This window comes from Zunongwangia mangrovi (assembly GCF_900112105.1).
Taxonomy (GTDB): domain Bacteria; phylum Bacteroidota; class Bacteroidia; order Flavobacteriales; family Flavobacteriaceae; genus Zunongwangia; species Zunongwangia mangrovi.
The window spans coordinates 33,676-54,155 of the sequence record NZ_FOKV01000005.1 but is presented as its reverse complement, the minus strand read 5'-3'; the positions used below and the strand labels follow the sequence as shown (position 1 = coordinate 54,155).

Sequence of the window (20,480 nt, the reverse complement as noted above, 5' to 3'; positions counted from 1 at the left end):
CTCTAAGCAGTTTTTAATATGATTAAATCAAATTTTTAAGCTATTACATGCTTTGGAAAAGTTGATCCATTTTTTCTTTTTCTTCTTTTGCAAGATCTTCATCTACAAGAATACGACCACTGTGCTCGTCTGTAATGATCTTTTTTCTTCCGGCAATTTCCATAATTACCTGTGGAGGAATCGTAAAGTAAGAACCACCTGAAGCACCACGTTCTACAGGCACAATAGCTAAACCATTTTTTACATTGGTACGAATACGTTTGTAAGCTTTTACTAAACGTGCATCGATCTCATTCTCGTATTGTTCTGATCTGTCGATAAGCGCCTGCTCTTCTTTTTCGGTCTCTGCAAGAATCGCATCAAGTTCTCCTTTTTTGTGCTCTAAGTGAGCTTGGCGATCTTTAAGACGCTCTTGGGTTTGCTCGATCACTTGTTTCTTTTGCTCGATCTGAGCTTTGTATTCTTTGATGTGCTTTTCAGCAAGTTCGATCTCTAATTCCTGGTATTCAACTTCTTTTGTTAAAGCGTTGAATTCCCGGTTATTACGAACATTTTTTTGCTGCTCAGAATATTTTTTGATGGTCGTCTTAGACTCGTCGATAAGATTTTTCTTATTCTTAATATCGTTGTTGATTACTTCGATATCACCATCTAATTTTTGTAAACGTTTATTCAATCCGGCTACTTCATCTTCTAAATCCTGTACCTCTAAAGGAAGTTCGCCTCTCACGTTTCGAATTTCATCAATTCTGGAATCTACCAACTGAAGATCGTATAAAGCTCTTAACTTCTCTTCTACAGTAAGATCATTTTTCTTTGCCATACTTAAATATACTTGATAGGATTGCTATTTGTCTCTGCTAAAATAAGTGCAAAATTACTAAATTTTTTCGTTAAAAAAGAATATAGTAAATTTTTTGTAAACTGTTCGCTTTCATAGTGTCCAATATCGGCTAACACTATATTTTGCTCGGCTTTATAGAAGTCGTGGTATTTTAAATCTGCAGTAATATACATATCTGCACCTGCTTTTTTCGCATTTTCGATCGCAAAAGCGCCACTTCCACCTAAAACTGCAACTTTTTTTATCGGTTTTTCAAGTAATGCTGAATGCCGTACACAGCCGGTTTTAAAGGTAGATTTTATATGTTTTAGGAAGGTTTTTTCGTCTTGTGGTTCTTCCAGTTCACCGATCATGCCCATACCAAGATGTTGATTGGTATTTTCCAGGCTGGTGATTTCATACGCAACTTCTTCGTAAGGATGGGAACTAAATAGTGCATTTAAAATGTTGCCCTCTACATGAGCCGGGAAAGTGATCCCGATCTGGGTTTCTTCTTCAAAATGAATGTTACCTCGCTCCCCAATCACAGGGTTAGATGCTTCATTTCCTTTAAAACTTCCCTGTCCGTTTACATTAAAGCTGCAATTATCATAGTTTCCAATACTACCGCCGCCTACATCAAAGATCGCTTTTCGAACTTTTTCAGCATCTTTTTTAGGAACAAAGGTGAGCAGTTTTTTAATACTGTTCTTCTTAGGGATCAATATTTGGCGATGTACGAGTCCTATTTTCTCGCAGATCATATCATTAACGCCTTTGTGCTGATTGTCTAATGCAGTATGAATTGCATAAATAGCAATATCATTTTTTATTGCTTTTAGAACCACTCGCTCTACATAATTTCTACCGGTGATCTTTTTGAGTCCAGAGAATATGATAGGATGAAAACTAACAATAAGATTACACTTTTTGGCAATTGCTTCGTCTACCGTAGCTTCAAGCGTATCTAAAGTGATAAGTGCTCTGGTAACTTCATCATTTTTATCACCAACCAAAAGTCCCACATTATCGAAGTCTTCAGCATAATTTAGTGGAGCAAATGCTTCAATTTCTTTTATGATATCCTGAATAATCATATTTTTAAATTTTAAATGCCTTTACCAAGGTCTTTTTGTTAATTCAGTAATTAATGGGTTCTTTTTAAATAATGTATTAATTTTCAAAAAGCATCCAAAAACTGTAACTAACAAATGATAGTAAGCTGATCTGATGCATTTAATCGATCAGTTAAATTATCAAAATGCGTAAAATTAGATGTCAAAGATAAATATTATAGCCCGCCCTGTATGAATTTACTACGAAAATTCCTTTTTCCGTTTGCCTTTTTATATGGAATAATTGTATGGTTTAGAAATAAATTTTTTGACGCCGGAATTTTAAAAAGTTCCAGTTATGATTTTCCGGTGATCTGTGTGGGGAATCTTAGTGCTGGCGGAACGGGCAAATCTCCAATGATCGAATATTTACTGCGGAAGTTAAACTATAAGAATATTGCTGTTTTAAGTAGAGGTTATAAAAGATCTACGGAAGGTTTTTTAAATCTGAAAGGAACTGAAGAAGCTATCGAAACCGGCGATGAACCTTTGCAATTTAAAACCAAGTTCCCTAAAACAATGGTCGCTGTAGATGCCGATCGTAGAAATGGAATTGCCGAATTAAGAAAACAAAATGCTGAAATTGTACTTTTAGATGACGCTTTTCAGCATAGAAAAGTAAAGGCAGGATTTAATATTTTACTCACTGCTTATGGCGATCTGTATTCTAATGATTTTTTATTGCCTACCGGAAATCTGCGTGAAACATATTCTGGCGCCGATAGGGCACAGGTGATCATCGTTACAAAATGTCCTGCGAATATTACATTAAAAGAGCGTGAACATATAAGATTTAAGCTTCAGATTAAACAATATCAAGATCTTTATTTTTCTACCATAAAATATGCAAATACGATCTTTAGTCAAAATCGAGAATTTTCTTTAAAAGATATCAAAGGGAACGTAACAGTAGTGACTGGAATCGCCAAGCCAGAACCTTTTATTGAGTATCTAAAGGCGGAAAATATACATTTTGAGCATCAAAAATTTCCAGATCATCACAATTTTACTGCAAGCGAGATCGAGATATTAAATGGCAAAGAAAGTATTCTTACGACCGAGAAAGATTTTATGCGTTTAAAGGATAAGATTAGTGTTCCGCTTTATTATTTACCTATTGAAACCGATTTTGTAGAAAATGAATCACATTTTTTAAACCGGGTAAATAAATTTATAGTAGAACATCAAAAATAAAAAAAAGCGGCCTATCAGACGTCCGCTTTTTTATGAATTGTAAGTTATCTCAATTCTCTAGGAATCAAGCTTTAGCTTCTTGTTTTGCCAGGTATTTATTGATCTTGGTAAAAAACTCTTCCGTTTTATATGGTTTCGGGATAATATCATTGAAACCATTTAGGTAAAATTCATCCAGATTTTCATCTAAAGTAACCGCTGTTAAAGCGATAATAGGGATTTCAGGATCAAATTTTCTAATTTCCTTGGTTGCCTCAATACCACTAATTCCTGGCATGTGAATATCCATTAAAATTAGATTGAAATTTCCTTCTTTTACCATTTCTATGGCGGTGGTACCGTTATCGGCAACTTTGCAGATAGCTTTGTTTTTCTCGATGATCTTCTTAGTGATCATTTGATTGATCTTATTATCTTCTACTACAAGAATTTCTTTGCCTTCAAGATAATCCTCGTTCTTAACCGGTAGTTTCTGCTTAGTTTCTGCTGGTTTCGAAGCTGGTTCTACGATAATGAAATTAAGGTCGAAAGAAAATTTAGAACCTTTTCCTAAGTCACTTTCCAGGCTAATTTCGCTACCCATAAGAGTAAGCAGGTTTTTCACAATAGAAAGTCCTAAACCTGTACCACCAAATTTACGGTTAATCTGCGTCGAACCCTGGGTGAAATTCTCGAATATCGCTTTTTGCTTTTCTTTCGAAATTCCCTCACCGTTATCTTTGATTTCAAAATGAAGGGAAACTTCGTCTTTAACCTGTTCGATCAATTCAACTTTTATCCAAATATCTCCATCTTCAGTAAATTTGATCGAATTCCCGATAAGATTGATCAAAATCTGAGATAATTTTAGTGGATCTCCTTTTAATTTCTTCGGAATATTTTTTCCGAAATCGAAGTGAATATTAATGTTCTTATCGTCTGCAGAATTTTTAAGCGCTACTAAAACATCTGAAATTCTCTTCTTTAGATCGAACGAAGAATTTACGATCTCTACTTTATTTGCTTCAAGTTTGTTAAGGTCAAGGATGTTATTGATCAAACTCAATAAGTATTCCCCTGAAAATTTTAAAGAATTCAGATGTTCTTTTTGATTAGGAGTTGGATTTTCTTCCAGTAATAAATGCGTTAGTCCGGTAACGGCATAAAGCGGTGTCCTAAGTTCGTGAGTGATCGTACTCAAAAACTGCGCTTTGGCAGTTGTAGCACGTTCAGCATTTTCCTTGGCTAAAGTAAGTTCACGATTCTTCTTTTGAAGCAATCCGTTTGCTCTCGCTCTTAAGTTGTTGTTCTTATAAAGTGATAGCGTAAGCAAGGATAAGATCGTGATTAACGCAACACTTAAAATGGTGGTGAGTTTATTCACTTTTAAAGAACGCTCGTTTTCTTCTCTTTGAGCAGCAAGTTCCTTTATCTCGCTTTTTAAGGCGTCGTTGCCATATTTACTGTAATGATCTTTAGCAAGTGCTTTTTTATTAATATCAAAAAGTCGGTCACGCTCTGTATTTGCCAATTTTAGGTAGCTTAAAGCCTCTTCGGTATTTCCCTGCACTTCGTAAATTTGGCTAAGAAGATTGTAAGAGCTCATTACCATTCCTATAAACTTCTTTTGCTGGGCAATTCCTAAAGCAATATTGGCATATCTAGTAGCTTCAGAATAATTTTTTCTGTAAAGTTCTGTTCTTGCTAAATAATAATGAAGTCTTGTGTATTCGTATGGATTAGAAAGAGAATCCAGATCTGTTTTCGCTTTCATTAAATGCTGAAAAGCTTTATTTGGAGAATCGTCTAAATTCAAGAAAATAATAGCGCGCTGTAAATTCAGCAGAGAAAGGTATTGATCTAGATATTTATTATTTGATTTCTTATAATGGCTTTCAGATAGATTAAGGTAATCCATCGCTCGTTGCCGTTCCTTCTGGGAAATTAGGATCTTAGAAAAGCTAAGGTAGCTGTAGGCAAGGCCTTTTTCGTCTAATATCTCACGCTGTATAGCAATCGCTCTGTTTATAGCCGTAGTGGCATCACTATAGTTGTGTTGTATATAATTAAGTTTAGAGGAGATACTGCTGGCTAAGGCAATGTTCCTCTTATGGTTAATATCCTGTGCTAGTTCTAATGATCGGTTAAGTTCATCTGTTGCTTTGTCAAATTCGTACCTGTTTACAGAAAGTTCTGCACTCTTTAAAAGGCTATCAATTTGACGGGTAATTTTTTCTCTATTCTGGTTTTGGGCGCTAGTTGAAAAAATTAAAAAGCAAGTAAAAAGCAGGAAATACGTAAGCTTTAACTTATTCATTTTACAGCTAAAAGGCTAAAAATTGCTGCTAAAGATACTTAAATTAATAGAAAGTAGAAATTAAATCTATCAACCTGCTTGAATATCCAACTTCGTTATCGTACCAGCCTATAAGTTTTATTAATTTTCCGTCAATTACTGAAGTCATTTCTGCATCAAAAACACAAGAATGAGGGTTTCCAGAGATATCTTTAGAAACTATTGGGTCTTCTGTATAGCTTAAAATTCCGCGTAAACTTGTTGCTGAAGCGGTTTTAAAAATTTCATTTACTTCTTCTATCGAAGTAGATTTTGAGACATTAATTGTCATATCGGTTAACGAGCCGTTGGGAACCGGTACTCTAATTCCGCAGCCACCAATCACATCACTTAGCTCTGGAAATATAGAAGTCAGCGCTTTTGCTGCTCCTGTTGTTGTAGGAATTATCGACTGTGTTGCCGCTCTGCTTCGTCGAAGATCTCGATGTGGCTGGTCGTGCAAACTTTGGTCTGATGTAAAAGAATGTACGGTGGTAATATAAGCTTGTTCTACGGCAAAATTTTCGTGAATAAGCTTCAGCATCGGTGCAGCATTATTGGTAGTACAGCTGGCATTAGAAATAATATCTTCGCTACCATCTAAAATATGCTCGTTCACACCAAGAACCACCATTTTAATACTTTCGTCTTGCGGCGGAACAGATAAGATCACTTTTTTTACAGTCTCTCCTAAATGTTTTTGCAGTTCTGGACGGGTTTTAAATTTCCCGGTAGCTTCAACTACAATATCTACTTCAGAAGAAGTCCAATCGATTTTAGAAGGGTGATTTTGGTTAAAAACGGTGGTAGTTTTTCCGTTAACCACAAGCTTGTTTTCTTCCGCAGCAATTTCAGCATTAAAGATTCCGTGGATGCTATCGTATTTTAATAAATGCGCCAGTGTTTTTGCATCGGCAAGGTCGTTGATAGCGACCACATTTATTTGAGGATGGTCAATAAGCAATCTAAACAAATTTCGACCAATGCGGCCAAAACCGTTTATTCCAAGATTAATGATTTTAGGCATTTTCTTAGTTAATATGCTTTTGCGCTTTGTAAGAAGATCTTACCAAAGCACTACTTTCTACGTGTCTAAATCCAAGATCTAAACCTATAGCTTCGTACTTTTTAAATTGATCTGGTGTGATAAATTGCTTTACCGGTAAGTGACGTTTACTTGGTTGTAAATACTGCCCAATAGTCACCACATCTACATTAGCGTCTTTAAGATCGTGAAGTGTTTGGATCACTTCTTCTTCAGTTTCGCCAAGACCAAGCATAATTCCCGATTTTGTACGATTTATGCCCTGTTCTTTTAAATAGCGCAAGACTTCTAAAGAGCGATCGTATTTTGCCTGGATTCTTACCTCTCGCGTTAATCTGCGAACCGTTTCCATGTTATGAGAAACAACTTCTGGAGCTACTTCTACGATACGATCGATATTTCTGGTATTTCCCTGAAAATCTGGGATAAGTGTTTCTAAGGTGGTTTCAGGATTCATTCGGCGAATGGCTTTTACCGTTTCTGCCCAAATGATCGATCCCATATCCTTTAAATCATCACGGTCTACACTTGTAACTACCGCGTGCTTAATTTTCATTAATTTAATAGAGCGTGCTACTTTCTCTGGCTCGTCCCAATCTACCGTTTCTGGTCTACCAGTTTTTACACCACAAAATCCGCAAGATCGTGTACAAATATTACCTAATATCATAAAAGTTGCGGTTCCTTCGCTCCAGCATTCTCCCATGTTTGGGCAACTTCCCGAAGTACAGATCGTATGTAGATCGTATTTGTCTACAAGACTACGTAATTCGGTATATTTTTTACCTGTAGGAAGCTTCACACGAAGCCATTTTGGTTTTCCTTTAGGTGTTGTTTTTGTAGGTGTAAGTGTTTCTGTACTCATAGCAAAAATCTCTTGTTCAAAGATACAATATTCTATCTAATTGCATAATTAGACGCAGGTAGTTTAAAAACCTTAATTAGCTTTTACGATCTTCGATAATTTCTGAAAGTAATTTTTTGGCTCTTAATAGTTTAACCTTTACATTATTCATAGGTTCTCCTAAAGATTCTGAAATTTCTTTATAGGATTTCTCCTGAAAAAAACGAAGGTTTAAAACTTCCTGATAATGTGGCTTTAGTTTTTTGATATCCTGAAGCAATTGTGCCAAATTTTGTTCAGTAATAAGTTTGTCTTCTATAGAAGGTGTTTCGTCTACGATCGTATTTACTTTATCGCTGGCTTCAGAAATAGTATTTATGCGTAACTGGCTGTTTTTCTTCCGAAGAATATCTACATGAATATTTTTAGAAATGGCAATTAACCAGGTGCTAAAGGAATAATTTTCATCAAAAGTTTCTAATCGTTTAAAAGCTTTCGAGAAGGTTTGGATCGTAATATCTTCAGCTTCATATTCATTTTGTGTTTTTTTAAGCTGAAATCCATAAACATCGTTCCAAAACTTATCGAGCAAATAGTTGAAAGCCGACTGACTTCCTTTTTTCGCCTCCTGAATTTTTTGTAATAATAACTCCTGATTTATTTCCAATGTGAGGGTTTTGAAATAATGTTGGCTATAAATATACCTAATTGTGATAGGATTAGGAAAGGTTCGAGAATGGGAAATAACCAAATAACGTCTTTTTCGTCTAGTTTTTTGGCCGACTGAAAATATACAATTCCTTCGATAATTAAAGTGAGTCCCAAAACACCTAAAGTGAATGGCCAGTATATTTTAAAAACTAATAGAATAATTAATAGGATCCAAAACAATAATCTGCTAGTGTAAAATAGACCTAGCAAAAGTTTATGTTTCGATTTATAGAATTTAGCTACAGAGGCATGTCTTCTTTTTTGTCTAAACCATTTAGAAATACTGGTTTTAGGGACACTTCTGGTAATACTTTCTTTGTGATCGCAAACCACTACATTTTTATTGGTCGCTGCTTCGTTTACAAAAAGATCATCATCACCAGATCTAATTTGTAGGTGAGAGGCAAAACCATTCAGTTTGTAAAATTGGCCGGAAGTATAAGCTAAATTTCTGCCTACACCCATATATGGATTGCCAAGTTTAGCGTACGAAAAATACTGAATAGCCGTTAAAAGGGTTTCAAAGCGAATTAACTTATTAATGAATGATTTTTTATACTGAAAGTATCCGCCGTACCCTAAAACAATAGTTTTTTCTTCTGAAAACCCTGAAGCCATATGGCGTAACCAATGAATCGATTGAGGGGCACAATCTGCATCAGTAAAAACTAAGTGTTCGTTTTGGGCTTTTTTGATGCCTAGCGTAAGTGCATATTTTTTGTTCGCCCAAAAGGCTTCGTTATTTTCAACATTCACGATCTTTATCCTGGGGTCGATCTGTTGAAATTCTTCAATAATATCTAAAGTATGATCTGCAGAAGCATCGTTGATCACGATCACTTCGAAATCGGGATAATCCTGTTCTAAGATCGAAGGCAGGAAGTTTTGTAGATTTTCAGCTTCATTTTTAGCACAAACAATTACCGAAACAGGAAATGTTACCGGTTTAGCTTCAGAAGATCTGGAGCCAGAAAAGCTAAAAAAAGCTATAAAATAACTAAGGTTAATTGCCGCGAATAAAAGAAAAAGGGCAAATAGAACTGTCGCCATTCAGCATTAATTGGTCTGTTGCTGTGGATTTTTACACTTTTCGTCTGGCGCTTTTCCGCAGAAACTACAAGGTTCGCCTTCTTTATTTAAAAAAGGGCTCTGGCTGGCGCAGGTTCCTGCAAACTCACCATCTTTCTTTCCCCATATTTTAATTGCAATACCCGCAAAGGCCAATCCTAATAAAACCGCTGTTATGATAAATAGTTCCATAATTAAATCTTGTGATGCAAAAATACGAATTATTCGCTCGTTTTTAAAATAAGTCGCAGGTTTAGTAATTGCTTTACATTCTTTAACGAAGTTTTACCGTAATGAGATTTTAAGTGGCTGTATTTTAGAAGTATGAAACAGATACTATTAATTTTTGCGGCTCTTTTTTTATGGACTTCTTGCGATAATTTAAAAGAAAAACAGCGGCAAAATATGATCGACGAGTTGAAATTAGAAGATAGTTTGGTTGATATTAGCAACACAAAGCGAATGAAAGCAATAACCGAGTCTAGAAGTATTGCTAATATCGCTGCAGAAGATGTTAAGCTTTCTAATTTTAATCAAATTCTTCAAAATGGAGATCTGGCGGCGACTTTATTGAAAGGACGTGGGCCTTACACAGTTTTTGCCCCGCAAGATGATGCTTTTAAAAATATAAATTATGCTGAATCGCGCTTTGCCTTATGAAAAATTAAAGCCTGAAATTATCGAAAATCAGCATCAGTTATTAGTAGAAAACATGGAAGGCTCCAGGTTAAAGTTTGTAGAAAAAGATGGTGAAATTTATATAAAATCGGCTGCTGGAGAATGGCTGAAATTGGCTAAACCCGCCAAAGCTTCAAACGGATTTCTATATAAAATAAACGGAATTGTAGGGCGGAATTAAATAATATTCACTTCGGGTTCCAGGTCGATCCCAAATTTCTCTTTTACAACTTCCCTAACTTTTATAGAGAGCATCAAAATGTCGTTTCCACTGGCATTGCCATAATTCACTAAAACTAAAGCCTGTTTTTTGTGTACTCCGGCATCGCCATCGCGATACCCTTTTAATCCCGACTGGTCGATAAGCCAACCGGCAGGAACTTTAACTTCAGTTTCGCTAATTGGATAGCTAGGTATTTCAGGAAATTGTTTCTGTAAGTTTTTAAAAACTTCTGCAGAAATAACAGGATTTTTAAAAAAGCTTCCAGAATTACCAATTTCGGCAGGATTGGGTAATTTACTTTCCCTGATTTTGATCACCGCATTCGAAATATCTTTAATCGTTGGATTTTCTATATATTCCAGTTCAGTTCTGATGGCACCATAATCCATCTTTAGCTGATGGTTTTTAGAACTCAGTTTAAAGTTTACACTGGTGATGATATATTGGCCTTTCAGCTTGTTTTTAAAAACTGAATTTCGATAACCAAAATCACAATCTTCCAATGTAAAAGTCCGGCTTTCCAGTGTTTGAATATTTATGGCTTCGCAAGAGACAAAACTGTCTTTAAGTTCTACGCCATAAGCACCAATATTCTGAATAGGAGAGGTGCCCACATTTCCCGGAATGAGTGAAAGGTTTTCTAGACCGCCAAAATTTTGCTCTAGCGTCCATAAAACAAACTCATGCCAGTTTTCACCGGCATGAGCTTTTATAATTACATGATCGTTTTTTTCTTCTACAACTTCTTTTCCTTTTAGGTCGATTTGGAGCACTGTTTTGTGAATGTCTCCGGTTAGAAGCATATTGCTGCCACCGCCTAGGATAAAAAGTTCTTCAGCATAGGTTTTCCTCAAAATCTTCTTTAGATCCTCGATTTCTTTGATCTTGATGAATTTACTTGCTCTTACATCAATACCAAAGGTGTTGTAGGGCTTTAAAGAAACATTGTGGATTACCTTCATGATCTTATTTGCTGGTATATTCTTTAATCGCTACTTCTAGAATTTGTAGTGCGCGTTCAAGATTTTCTCTTTTTAGCACGTAAGCGATTCGCACCTGGTTTAATCCTGTGTTGGGAGTCGAATAAAAACCAGCTGCAGGAGCGACCATTACGGTTTCACCTTCGTATTCAAAATCTTCTAATAGCCATTGAGCAAAATCATCTGCACTTTTTATAGGAAGTTCTGCAATACAATAAAAAGCACCTTTTGGTTTAGCTACGTTAACGCCTTCGATCTTTTCTAGGCCTTCAACAAGGATATTTCTTCTTAAGGTATATTCTTCGTTTACTTCTTCAAAATATTCCTGTGGAGTATCTAAAGCGGCTTCACTGGCAATTTGTGCTAAAGTTGGCGGGCTAAGTCTTGCCTGCGCAAACTTCATTGCAGTAGTGATCACTTCTTTGTTTTTAGAAACCAAACATCCAATACGAGCACCGCACATACTAAAACGCTTAGAAACCGAATCTACCATAATGGCGTTATTCGCTAATTCTGGAATACTCATAATACTATTATGTTTTACTCCGTCGTAAGTGAATTCACGATACACTTCATCGGCCACTACAAAAAGATCATGCTTTATAGCAAGATCGGCGATTTGTTGTACTTCTTCTTTAGTGTAAAGATATCCTGTTGGATTTCCAGGATTACAAAGAAGTATCGCTTTTGTACTTTCTGTAATTAATTTCTCGAATTCTGAAATTGGAGGAAGCGCAAAATTGGTTTCTATTGAAGATTCAATAGGCACAATTGTTACTCCGCTAGAAGTTGCAAAACCATTGTAATTTGCATAAAACGGTTCAGGAATAATTACTTCATCTCCGGGATCGGTAATAGTTCCCATTGCGAATAAAAGTGCTTCAGAACCACCAGTGGTTACGATAATATCTTCCGCAGAAACATGAATATCGTTTCTTTCGTAATATTTAGCCAGTTTTTCGCGATAACTTGCAAATCCTGCAGAGTGGCTATAAGATAAAACTTCGATGCTATTATCCTTTACAGCCTGCATGGCAACATCTGGAGTTTTTATATCTGGCTGGCCAATATTTAACTGGTATATCTTTTTACCTTTTTTCGCTGCAGCTTCTGCAAACGGAACTAATTTCCTTATCGGAGATTCGGGCATGCTAAGCCCTTTTTTAGAAATTGAAGGCATTCTTTTGCGTTTTATGTTTGGTGCAAAAATGCAAAATTAAAGTAAGAATGTTGGGAAGCTTTTATTGAAATTTGACTCGGTGTTCAAGAATAATTGCTCTGGATGTGTTAATTATCAAGATGGATTTTAAAGAATCAGTTTTCTTGAAAGTATCCAAGATTTTGTTTGTAGTCAATTAAATCGTTAAGAACAATATTTCTACATAAAAAAAACTCCCGATAGTCGGGAGTTTTAAGTTTGTTGTTATCGTAAATTACTTGGTGTCGGTATCACCATCATCGGTCTTAGCAGCTTCAGCATCTATAACCCTACCTTTAATTTTTAAGGCTTTGGTGGGTTCTTCAGCATTAGAATATACCGTTACCGTTTTTCTTATTGGCCCAACACGTCTTGTATCGTATTTTACTTCGATCTTTCCAGATTCTCCAGGTTTTACCGGGCCGTCTGGTTTTTTAGGAATTGTACAGCCGCAGCTCGAAGTTACATTGGTGATCACCAAATCGATGTCCCCCGTATTTGTAAATTCGAAAACACGAACGCCGTCGCTTCCTTTTTTAATTTCACCATAGTCTAAAGTTTCAGACTTAAATTCCATTTTTGCGGCTTTCTGCGCGAGGGCAGAGTTGAAGCCTACAAAAGCCAAAATGGCGATTAATGCTAGTTTTTTCATAATTCAATAATTTTCGGAAAAGTAAAGATACACTGAATTGCTACAGATTCAAAAATTATATTCAATTCAACTTCTTTTAAATTCCTTCACTTATAATTACTTTTGCCTTTATTTTCAAAAACTAGACCAATTATGGCAATCGCTTCACAATACAGCGCAAATAAAGTAGAAGATAAATGGTATAAATACTGGATGGATAATAAATACTTCCATTCTGAGGTAGACGAAAGAGAACCTTATACCATTGTCATCCCGCCACCAAACGTAACAGGAGTCCTGCATATGGGGCACATGCTGAATAATACTATTCAGGATGTATTGGTGAGAAGAGCTCGTTTAAAAGGATTTAATGCGTGCTGGGTTCCGGGTACAGATCATGCTTCTATCGCTACTGAAGCTAAGGTTGTGGCAAAACTTAAAAGCGAAGGAATTAGTAAAAATGATCTTTCTCGTGAGGAATTTTTAGAGCATGCCTGGGAATGGACGCATAAACATGGTGGGATTATCCTAGATCAGCTTAAGAAATTAGGAGCGTCATGTGATTGGGATCGTACAAAATTTACGATGGACGACAATATGTCTGCATCTGTGATCAAAGTTTTCGTAGATCTGTATGAAAAAGGTTTGGTTTATCGTGGATTTAGAATGGTAAACTGGGATCCTGAAGCTAAAACTACACTTTCTGACGAAGAGGTGATCTACCAGGAAAAACAAGGTCATTTATATTATCTTAATTATAAGATCGAAGGAAGTGAAGAGGTCGTAACTATCGCTACAACACGTCCTGAAACGATTCTTGGAGATACTGCGATTTGTATTAATCCTAACGACGAGCGTTTTACGCATCTTAAAGGTAAAAATGCGATCGTGCCAATTTGTGGTCGAGTAATCCCTATTATTGAAGATGAATATGTAGATCTGGAATTTGGTACAGGTTGCTTAAAAGTTACTCCGGCGCACGACGAGAATGATAAAATGTTAGGAGATAAGCACAACCTTGAAATCATCGATATTTTTAATGATGATGCAACGCTTAATGATTTCGGGATGCATTATTCCGGCAAAGATCGTTTTGCCGTAAGAAAAGAAATTGTTGCAGAATTAAAAGAATCTGGAGTTTTAGTTAAAACTGAAGATCATACCAATAAAGTAGGAACCAGTGAACGTACCGGTGCGGTTATCGAGCCAAAACTAAGTGACCAATGGTTCTTAAAGATGAAAGACCTGGCGCAACCAGCCATCGATGCCGTTGTTGGTGACGATATTAATTTAGTGCCAGAAAAGTTTTTAAGTACATACCACCACTGGATGGAAAATGTGCGTGATTGGAACATTTCTCGTCAGCTATGGTGGGGACACCAAATTCCGGCGTATTACTATGGCGATGGAACTAATGATTTTGTAGTTGCCGAATCACTAGAGGATGCAGTTAAAAAAGCACAGGAAAAAACAGGAAATTCGGCATTAACTGCTGAAGATCTTACACAGGATAAAGATGCTTTAGATACCTGGTTCTCTTCCTGGTTATGGCCAATGAGCGTTTTCAATGGAGTTTTGGAACCAGAAAATGAAGAAATAAAATATTATTACCCAACTAACGATTTGGTAACCGCACCAGAGATTTTATTCTTCTGGGTTGCAAGAATGATCATTGCAGGTTACGAATATAGAGGTGAGCGACCATTTAAGAATGTGTATCTAACAGGGATCGTTCGTGATAAACAACGTCGTAAGATGTCTAAATCTTTAGGGAATTCACCAGATCCGCTTGGATTGATCGATCAATATGGTGCCGATGGTGTACGTGTAGGAATGTTGCTAAGTTCTCCTGCCGGTAACGATTTGATGTTTGATGAAGATCTTTGTAAGCAGGGTAGTGCTTTCGCAAATAAAATATGGAATGCATTTCGTTTAGTGATGGGATGGGAAGTTTCAGCAGAAATCGAGCAGCCAGAAACATCGAAAATTGCGATCGATTGGTATAAGGCGAAATTCCAGAAGAGTTTGGCTGAAATCGAAGATCATTATTCTAAATACAGAATTAGTGATGCATTGATGGGAACCTATAAGCTAATTTGGGACGATTACTGTAGCTGGTTCTTAGAGATGGTGAAGCCTGGTTATGAGCAACCAATCGATAAGAAAACATTTGATGCGGTAATCGAAATTTTAGAAGATAATTTAAGGGTTCTTCATCCGTTTATGCCTTTTGTTACTGAAGAGATCTGGCAAACCATTAGTAAAAGAACTCCAGAAGAAGCTTTAATCGTAGAAAAATGGCCAGAGCAGATTTCTTATGATGAAAACATCATTAATGAATTTGTCTTTGCTTCTGAAGTAATTTCCGGAGTAAGAAAGATTAGAAAAGATAAGAATATCGCTTTTAAGAACGAGATCGATCTTAAAGTTCAGAATAATGATAAAGTTTCAGACTCTTTTGATAAAGTGATCGCTAAAATGGGGAATATCGGCAATCTGGAATATGTGAACGAACAGGTTGAAGGCGCTTTATCTTTCCGTGTAAAATCCAACGATTATTTTATTCCGGTTGTTGGTGCAATAGATGTAGAAGCTGAAATTGCTAAGCTGGAAGAAGAATTAAAATATACTGAAGGTTTCTTAAATTCAGTAAATAAAAAGCTTTCTAACGAGCGTTTTGTAAATAACGCACCAGAGAAAGTTGTGGCCGTTGAAAAAGCTAAAAAAGCCGATGCTGAAGCTAAAATTGAAGCTTTAAAAGCAAGTTTGTCTAGTTTGAAATAGAATATTGTAGATCAAGAATAAATTGAGCCCCACGATTAGTGGGGCTTTTTTATTTGCGCCGCCCAAGGCTATAATATCTCGAAGCTTGCCTCGAAATTAAAAATTGATTTCTGGCGAATGCCTTGTGAGTTTGCACTAGGTAATTTACTTGGTTTTTTTCGAGAATAGAGCGCTGCAGGTCTAAAATAAAAAAAGATAGAAAAGAGAAAAAGAGGTGACAATTTAGATGCAGAATCTAATAGCTAAAAACTAGTAAAGAATTCAGATTTAATGAAGTCTGAAATTGTAGAGAGAATTTTTCTTGGCTTCTAATTTAAAATCTTAAGAATCTAATGTCCTTAAACCTTAAACCTATTCAGGGACTTTGCCGATATGTTCTTCAACAAGCTCGATGTATCTTTCTTCTGCCTCTTGTTTACTAAGATTTTTAACCTGTACAAGAGCGTTCACTTTAAAAGCGCTGCGTAGATCTCCGCTGTTGGTTGGTGGAATGTAAAATCCGTTTTGCTCTGTAGCTCTTTTGTAATACGAATAGAAGTGGAGCAATACATCTGGAGGAAATTTCTTATCGGTATTGCTGGCCATTTCGTAGGCTTTCAAAAAGCGTTCCCTGGTCTTTTCAGGCATAACTAAAAAATAAAATTAAACTTCAGCAATAACGGTTATCCCGCCTTTTACTTTTTCATTTAATGAAACTTTAACCGGAGTGCCTATAGGTAAGAACACATCTACACGAGATCCAAATTTAATGAATCCACTATCGCTACCCTGCACTACTTCTTTACCTTCTTCAGCATAATTAACAATTCGCTTTGCTAATGCTCCTGCTATTTGACGATAAAGTACGGGACCTGTTACAGCATTTTCTACAACAACGGTAGTTCTTTCGTTTTCTTCACTCGATTTTGGATGCCATGCAACCAAAAATTTTCCTGGGTGGTATTTACTGTATTTTACGATTCCGCCTATTGGATGCCTGGTGACATGAACGTTTAGCGGAGACATGAAAATACTAATCTGTAATTTTTTTTCCTGAAAATATTCCTTTTCGAAAACTTCTTCAATCGCTACAACTTTACCATCTACCGGCGCCACTACATGATCATCGTTTAAAGAAGTGCGTCTGTTCGGGTTTCTAAAAAACTGAACGATAAGGATAAAAAATACTATAGAGGCCAAAAGGATGGCAAATTTTATCCAATATTGATTTATTAATGAATAAGAACCAATATTTATTACCAGCAGTGTTACTGCTGTAATGGCCATTATTTTGTATCCTTCTTTATGAAACATAATTTAAAAGGTATAAGTAAGCATAGATAAAAGGGGCAGCAAAAATAATACTATCTAGTCTATCAAACAAGCCTCCGTGGCCAGGCATTAATTTTCCGCTGTCTTTTACGCCAGCCTGTCGCTTAAATTTTGATTGAATAAGATCACCTAAAGTCCCAAAAATACTAATGAAAATAGCTAATCCTATCCAGTCTTTATAACTTAAAAAGTCTGTGTATATTGAAATAAAATAACTCACGATTGCGGTGAAAATAATTCCGCCAATAAAGCCTTCAATCGTTTTATTAGGTGAGATTCTTTCAAATAATTTACGCTTTCCAAAGTTCTTACCAATAATATAAGCAAAAGTATCGTTTGTCCAAATTAATCCAAAAATTCCTACAACCAACTTAGGTTTAAACTCACCCTCGATCGTTGGTATTAAGGTTAAGAAGATCACAGAAGAAATTAAGTAGAATATGATAATGATGTATTTCTTCTTCTCGAAAACGGGAATCTTTCGTATCACCAAAAGATCCTTTACTAAAAAGAGATTTACAAAAATGGTAACTGCTAAAAGAAGCAGTGTTGCATTTTGATCAAATTTTAGAATACTAAAAAGATAGAATAATAGAGCCTGTACTACGTATAATGCATAACTTTTTAAATGTAAAAGTTTTTGCATTTCGATAAGGCAAATAAGCCCGAGCACGTAAAATAGACCAATAAAAATTAGTTCTGAAGAAAGGATGGATGCTACTAACATAGAAATATAAAGTAGCCCTGATACGGTTCTAATAATCGCTTCCCTCATAAAATATTAAAGATCTTCCAGAAGAAGTAAGTATAAATTTTTGCTACTGCTACCGTAGCTCATAAAATCACTTTCTTTCTGTGGTTCAAAGTTTTTAATGGTCGTAATGTTTGAGGGAATACGTTGTTTGTTCTTAAATTTGATGCCTCTTAAGCCTTCCCCAATGCTATCTATAAGCTGACTTGTTGATGAAAGAATGATGAAATCTGATGGTAACTCTCTTAGCTTTCTTTCTTTAATTTGATTGCTCGAAATTAAAATAGAGCCGTCGTTTGCAACCAGATATTCACAGGTTGAAAGAAAAAACGGAGCGCCTGCCGATAAATTAAAATCTAGGTTGAAACTATCGAATTTGCTCTTTAGGTTTTCATCAAAGCAGCAACATTGCTTTTCGTACCAGTCGTTTTCTAATAAAATATTATCGAAAGCTTCCTGTACTTCTTCTTCGTCCTCGCAATATAAAAACTTGCCACCGTTATTTTTAAAATTGAGCATAAAACGCTCGTCTGTAGGAAGCTTCACTTCAGGCATATATTTCCCACGGTCAGCATTCTCAGGAATTTCCTGGTCTTTGTCTGACTTATTTTTTTTAGGGTTTAAGAATCTCCTAAATAGATTCATATAGTTTTGGGTGTGGTTCTAAATATCATTTTAACCAAAGGTAAAAAATCTTAATTTAACGCTTAGATAAATTAAGATTTTTTAGCATTAGTCCAAATTTTATTTGTCTAGCGAAGTAGTTCCTTTGATGTCTTCGCTTTCAGCTTCTTTTGGTGCGCTACTAGAATTTGATGCAGAAGGAGCAGATTCTTCGCTCTCTCTTATTTCATGTCCTTCTTTTTTCGCGAAGGGACGCTCGCCAAAAATGTTTTGCAGATCATCTTTAAATATTACTTCCTTGTCTAATAATATCTCGGCAAGTTGTGTAAGTTTATCTTTATTATCGGTAAGAAGATCTACGGCTCTTTGGTATTGGCTTTCAATTAAGTTTGAAATCTCTTTATCTATAAGCTCTGAAGTTTTTTCACTATATGGTTTGGTGAAATTATATTCACTTTGTCCCGAAGAATCGTAATAGGTAAGGTTTCCTACTTTATCGTTAAGTCCGTATATAGTTACCATAGCTTTAGCCTGCTTGGTTACTTTTTCTAAGTCACTTAAAGCCCCAGTCGAAATCTTATCAAAAATCACTTTTTCCGCAGCACGACCACCAAGAGCAGCACACATTTCATCGAGCATTTGTTCTGGGCGAACGATTAAGCGTTCTTCAGGTAAATACCATGCAGCACCAAGTGATTGTCCACGAGGTACAATTGTAACTTTAACTAATGGAGCAGCATGCTCTAACATCCAGCTTACTGTTGCGTGGCCAGCTTCGTGAAAAGCAATCGCTTTTTTCTCGTCTGGAGTGATGATCTTGTTTTTCTTTTCAAGACCTCCAACAATACGATCTACTGCATCCAAAAAATCCTGTTTGCCAACAGCTTTATTTCCTTTTCTTGCTGCGATAAGCGCTGCTTCGTTACAGACATTGGCAATATCTGCCCCAGAGAATCCGGGAGTTTGTTTTGCTAGAAATTCAGTATCAAGTTCATCTGCAACTTTTTTAAGTGGCTTTAGGTGAACTTCAAAAATCTCGCGTCTTTCGTTAAGGTCTGGAAGATCTACATAGATCTGTCTATCAAAACGACCGGCACGCATTAGAGCTTTATCAAGAACATCGGCACGGTTAGTAGCAGCTATAACAATTACGTTAGTATTAGTGCCAAAACCATCCATTTCTGTCAATAACTGGTTTAAAGTATTTTCTCTCTCATCGTTAGAACCAGAGAAGTTACTTTTTCCACGAGCACGTCCAATAGCATCGATTTCATCAATAAAGATAATAGATGGCGATTTTTCTTTCGCTTGTTTAAACAAGTCTCTAACTCTGGATGCACCAACTCCTACGAACATTTCTACGAAATCTGATCCAGAAAGAGAGAAGAAAGGTACTTTAGCTTCACCGGCAACAGCTTTAGCTAATAAAGTTTTACCAGTTCCCGGAGGTCCTACAAGTAAAGCTCCTTTAGGTATCTTACCACCCAGGCTGGTATATTTCTCAGGTTGTTTTAGAAAATCTACAATTTCCTGAACTTCTTCTTTTGCACCTTCAAGACCGGCAACATTTTTAAAAGAAGTCTTTACATCTGTATTTTGATCAAATAATTTAGCCTTGGATTTACCAATATTGAAAATTTGTCCGCCTGCGCCACCGGCACCACCAGAACTCATTTTACGCATAATGAAGATCCAGATCCCAATGATAAGAACAAATGGTAAAAGTGTAATTAATATTTCTCCTAAGTAATTGTTATCTTGATCGAAGCTAAGTTTCGCATTTACATTGTTCTTATTTTGAATCTTCTCAATATCTTCCTCAAATTTATCTAAACTCCCAATTTGAAAACTATAATCTGCAGTGGCACCTGTATTTAAAAAATCAGAATCACCACTTTTTTTGTGGATAGCTTTTTCTTTGGCCTCGTCGGTGAGATAAACTTTAGCGATAGTTTTGTTTATAACAACTGTTTTCTGAATATCTCCTTCAGAAAGGTAATTCATATACTGCTGAGGAGTGATTTTTGATGGTTCTCCAAATCCACTACCACCAAAAAAGTTGATTCCTAAAAATATTAGTATGATGATCGCATATATCCAGTATGCACTAAATTTAGGTTTTTTAGGATCTAATTTTTTATTTGATTGCTTTTTCGCCATTCTTGGTCTTTCTTTCTTCTAAGTAA

General features: G+C 36.0%; 20 protein-coding genes. 4 read left to right on the top strand and 16 right to left on the bottom strand.

Annotation, left to right across the window (positions count from 1 at the left end):
* Positions 1–43: 43 nt before the first annotated feature.
* Both BM201_RS12020 and BM201_RS12015 read right to left on the bottom strand, forming a co-directional pair.
* Positions 44–823 (bottom strand): zinc ribbon domain-containing protein, encoded by a 780-nt coding sequence (locus BM201_RS12020; RefSeq protein ID WP_092542982.1) that lies wholly within the window; start codon positions 821–823, stop codon positions 44–46.
* Positions 824–825: 2 nt separating this feature from the next.
* On the bottom strand, positions 826–1,920 hold the full coding sequence (locus BM201_RS12015) for a Nif3-like dinuclear metal center hexameric protein (protein ID WP_092542980.1): 1,095 nt from the start codon (positions 1,918–1,920) through the stop codon (positions 826–828).
* A 210-nt stretch (positions 1,921–2,130) separates the two neighbouring features.
* Between BM201_RS12015 and lpxK the strand changes: the two genes are divergently transcribed.
* Positions 2,131–3,132: a tetraacyldisaccharide 4'-kinase gene (lpxK, locus tag BM201_RS12010; RefSeq protein WP_092542978.1), complete on the top strand. Its 1,002-nt coding sequence runs from the start codon at positions 2,131–2,133 to the stop codon at positions 3,130–3,132.
* 64 nt (positions 3,133–3,196) lie between these two features.
* On the opposite strand, the gene BM201_RS12005 is transcribed toward lpxK, so the two are convergent.
* The 6 genes from BM201_RS12005 to BM201_RS11980 all read right to left on the bottom strand — a co-directional run bounded on the left by BM201_RS12005 (position 3,197) and on the right by BM201_RS11980 (position 9,306).
* Complete coding sequence (locus BM201_RS12005; RefSeq protein WP_092542976.1) at positions 3,197–5,428, bottom strand: tetratricopeptide repeat-containing hybrid sensor histidine kinase/response regulator; 2,232 nt, start codon at positions 5,426–5,428, stop codon at positions 3,197–3,199.
* A 43-nt stretch (positions 5,429–5,471) separates the two neighbouring features.
* Positions 5,472–6,473, bottom strand: coding sequence for a type I glyceraldehyde-3-phosphate dehydrogenase (gene gap, locus BM201_RS12000; RefSeq protein WP_092542974.1), 1,002 nt, complete (start codon positions 6,471–6,473; stop codon positions 5,472–5,474).
* A gap of 4 nt (positions 6,474–6,477) precedes the next feature.
* Entirely contained in the window at positions 6,478–7,356 is an 879-nt protein-coding gene (gene lipA / locus BM201_RS11995) for a lipoyl synthase (protein WP_092542972.1), read from the bottom strand.
* 76 nt (positions 7,357–7,432) lie between these two features.
* Positions 7,433–8,002: an RNA polymerase sigma factor gene (locus tag BM201_RS11990; RefSeq protein ID WP_092542970.1), complete on the bottom strand. Its 570-nt coding sequence runs from the start codon at positions 8,000–8,002 to the stop codon at positions 7,433–7,435.
* Positions 7,993–9,096 carry a glycosyltransferase gene (locus tag BM201_RS11985; RefSeq protein WP_092542968.1) on the bottom strand — a complete coding sequence of 368 codons (1,104 nt, stop codon included), beginning with the start codon at positions 9,094–9,096 and terminating at the stop codon, positions 7,993–7,995. The genes BM201_RS11990 and BM201_RS11985 overlap by 10 nt, the downstream gene beginning before the upstream one ends.
* 6 nt (positions 9,097–9,102) lie before the next feature.
* Positions 9,103–9,306 (bottom strand): membrane or secreted protein, encoded by a 204-nt coding sequence (locus BM201_RS11980; RefSeq protein WP_092542966.1) that lies wholly within the window; start codon positions 9,304–9,306, stop codon positions 9,103–9,105.
* A 132-nt stretch (positions 9,307–9,438) separates the two neighbouring features.
* Between BM201_RS11980 and BM201_RS11975 the strand changes: the two genes are divergently transcribed.
* Together BM201_RS11975 and BM201_RS11970 are read left to right on the top strand one after the other, a co-directional pair.
* Complete coding sequence (locus BM201_RS11975; protein WP_092542964.1) at positions 9,439–9,774, top strand: fasciclin domain-containing protein; 336 nt, start codon at positions 9,439–9,441, stop codon at positions 9,772–9,774.
* On the top strand, positions 9,749–9,973 hold the full coding sequence (locus BM201_RS11970; protein WP_139219217.1) for a hypothetical protein: 225 nt from the start codon (positions 9,749–9,751) through the stop codon (positions 9,971–9,973). The genes BM201_RS11975 and BM201_RS11970 overlap by 26 nt, the downstream gene beginning before the upstream one ends.
* On the opposite strand, the gene murB is transcribed toward BM201_RS11970, so the two are convergent.
* The 3 genes from murB to BM201_RS11955 all read right to left on the bottom strand — a co-directional run bounded on the left by murB (position 9,970) and on the right by BM201_RS11955 (position 12,845).
* Positions 9,970–10,977 carry a UDP-N-acetylmuramate dehydrogenase gene (gene murB / locus BM201_RS11965; protein ID WP_092542960.1) on the bottom strand — a complete coding sequence of 336 codons (1,008 nt, stop codon included), beginning with the start codon at positions 10,975–10,977 and terminating at the stop codon, positions 9,970–9,972. The two genes, BM201_RS11970 and murB, sit on opposite strands and share 4 nt — an antisense overlap.
* 4 nt (positions 10,978–10,981) lie before the next feature.
* Positions 10,982–12,175 carry a pyridoxal phosphate-dependent aminotransferase gene (locus BM201_RS11960; RefSeq protein WP_092542958.1) on the bottom strand — a complete coding sequence of 398 codons (1,194 nt, stop codon included), beginning with the start codon at positions 12,173–12,175 and terminating at the stop codon, positions 10,982–10,984.
* Between the two features lie 253 nt (positions 12,176–12,428).
* Positions 12,429–12,845 (bottom strand): DUF1573 domain-containing protein, encoded by a 417-nt coding sequence (locus tag BM201_RS11955; RefSeq protein WP_092542956.1) that lies wholly within the window; start codon positions 12,843–12,845, stop codon positions 12,429–12,431.
* 132 nt (positions 12,846–12,977) lie between these two features.
* Here BM201_RS11955 and BM201_RS11950 point away from each other — a divergent pair, with 132 nt between their 5' ends.
* Positions 12,978–15,608 (top strand): valine--tRNA ligase, encoded by a 2,631-nt coding sequence (locus BM201_RS11950; RefSeq protein WP_092542954.1) that lies wholly within the window; start codon positions 12,978–12,980, stop codon positions 15,606–15,608.
* Between the two features lie 351 nt (positions 15,609–15,959).
* Here BM201_RS11950 and BM201_RS11945 read toward each other — a convergent pair whose 3' ends face one another.
* The 5 genes from BM201_RS11945 to ftsH form a co-directional block, all read right to left on the bottom strand.
* Positions 15,960–16,235: an acyl-CoA-binding protein gene (locus BM201_RS11945; RefSeq protein ID WP_092542952.1), complete on the bottom strand. Its 276-nt coding sequence runs from the start codon at positions 16,233–16,235 to the stop codon at positions 15,960–15,962.
* A 15-nt stretch (positions 16,236–16,250) separates the two neighbouring features.
* The gene (locus BM201_RS11940) at positions 16,251–16,901 is read right to left on the bottom strand and encodes a phosphatidylserine decarboxylase family protein (protein ID WP_092542950.1); all 651 of its coding nucleotides are present in this window, start codon (positions 16,899–16,901) and stop codon (positions 16,251–16,253) included.
* Complete coding sequence (locus BM201_RS11935; RefSeq protein WP_092542948.1) at positions 16,891–17,694, bottom strand: phosphatidate cytidylyltransferase; 804 nt, start codon at positions 17,692–17,694, stop codon at positions 16,891–16,893. The genes BM201_RS11940 and BM201_RS11935 overlap by 11 nt, the downstream gene beginning before the upstream one ends.
* 6 nt (positions 17,695–17,700) lie before the next feature.
* Complete coding sequence (locus tag BM201_RS11930; RefSeq protein ID WP_092542946.1) at positions 17,701–18,315, bottom strand: LUD domain-containing protein; 615 nt, start codon at positions 18,313–18,315, stop codon at positions 17,701–17,703.
* Between the two features lie 99 nt (positions 18,316–18,414).
* Positions 18,415–20,454, bottom strand: coding sequence for an ATP-dependent zinc metalloprotease FtsH (ftsH, locus tag BM201_RS11925; protein ID WP_092542944.1), 2,040 nt, complete (start codon positions 20,452–20,454; stop codon positions 18,415–18,417).
* Positions 20,455–20,480: the final 26 nt, after the last annotated feature.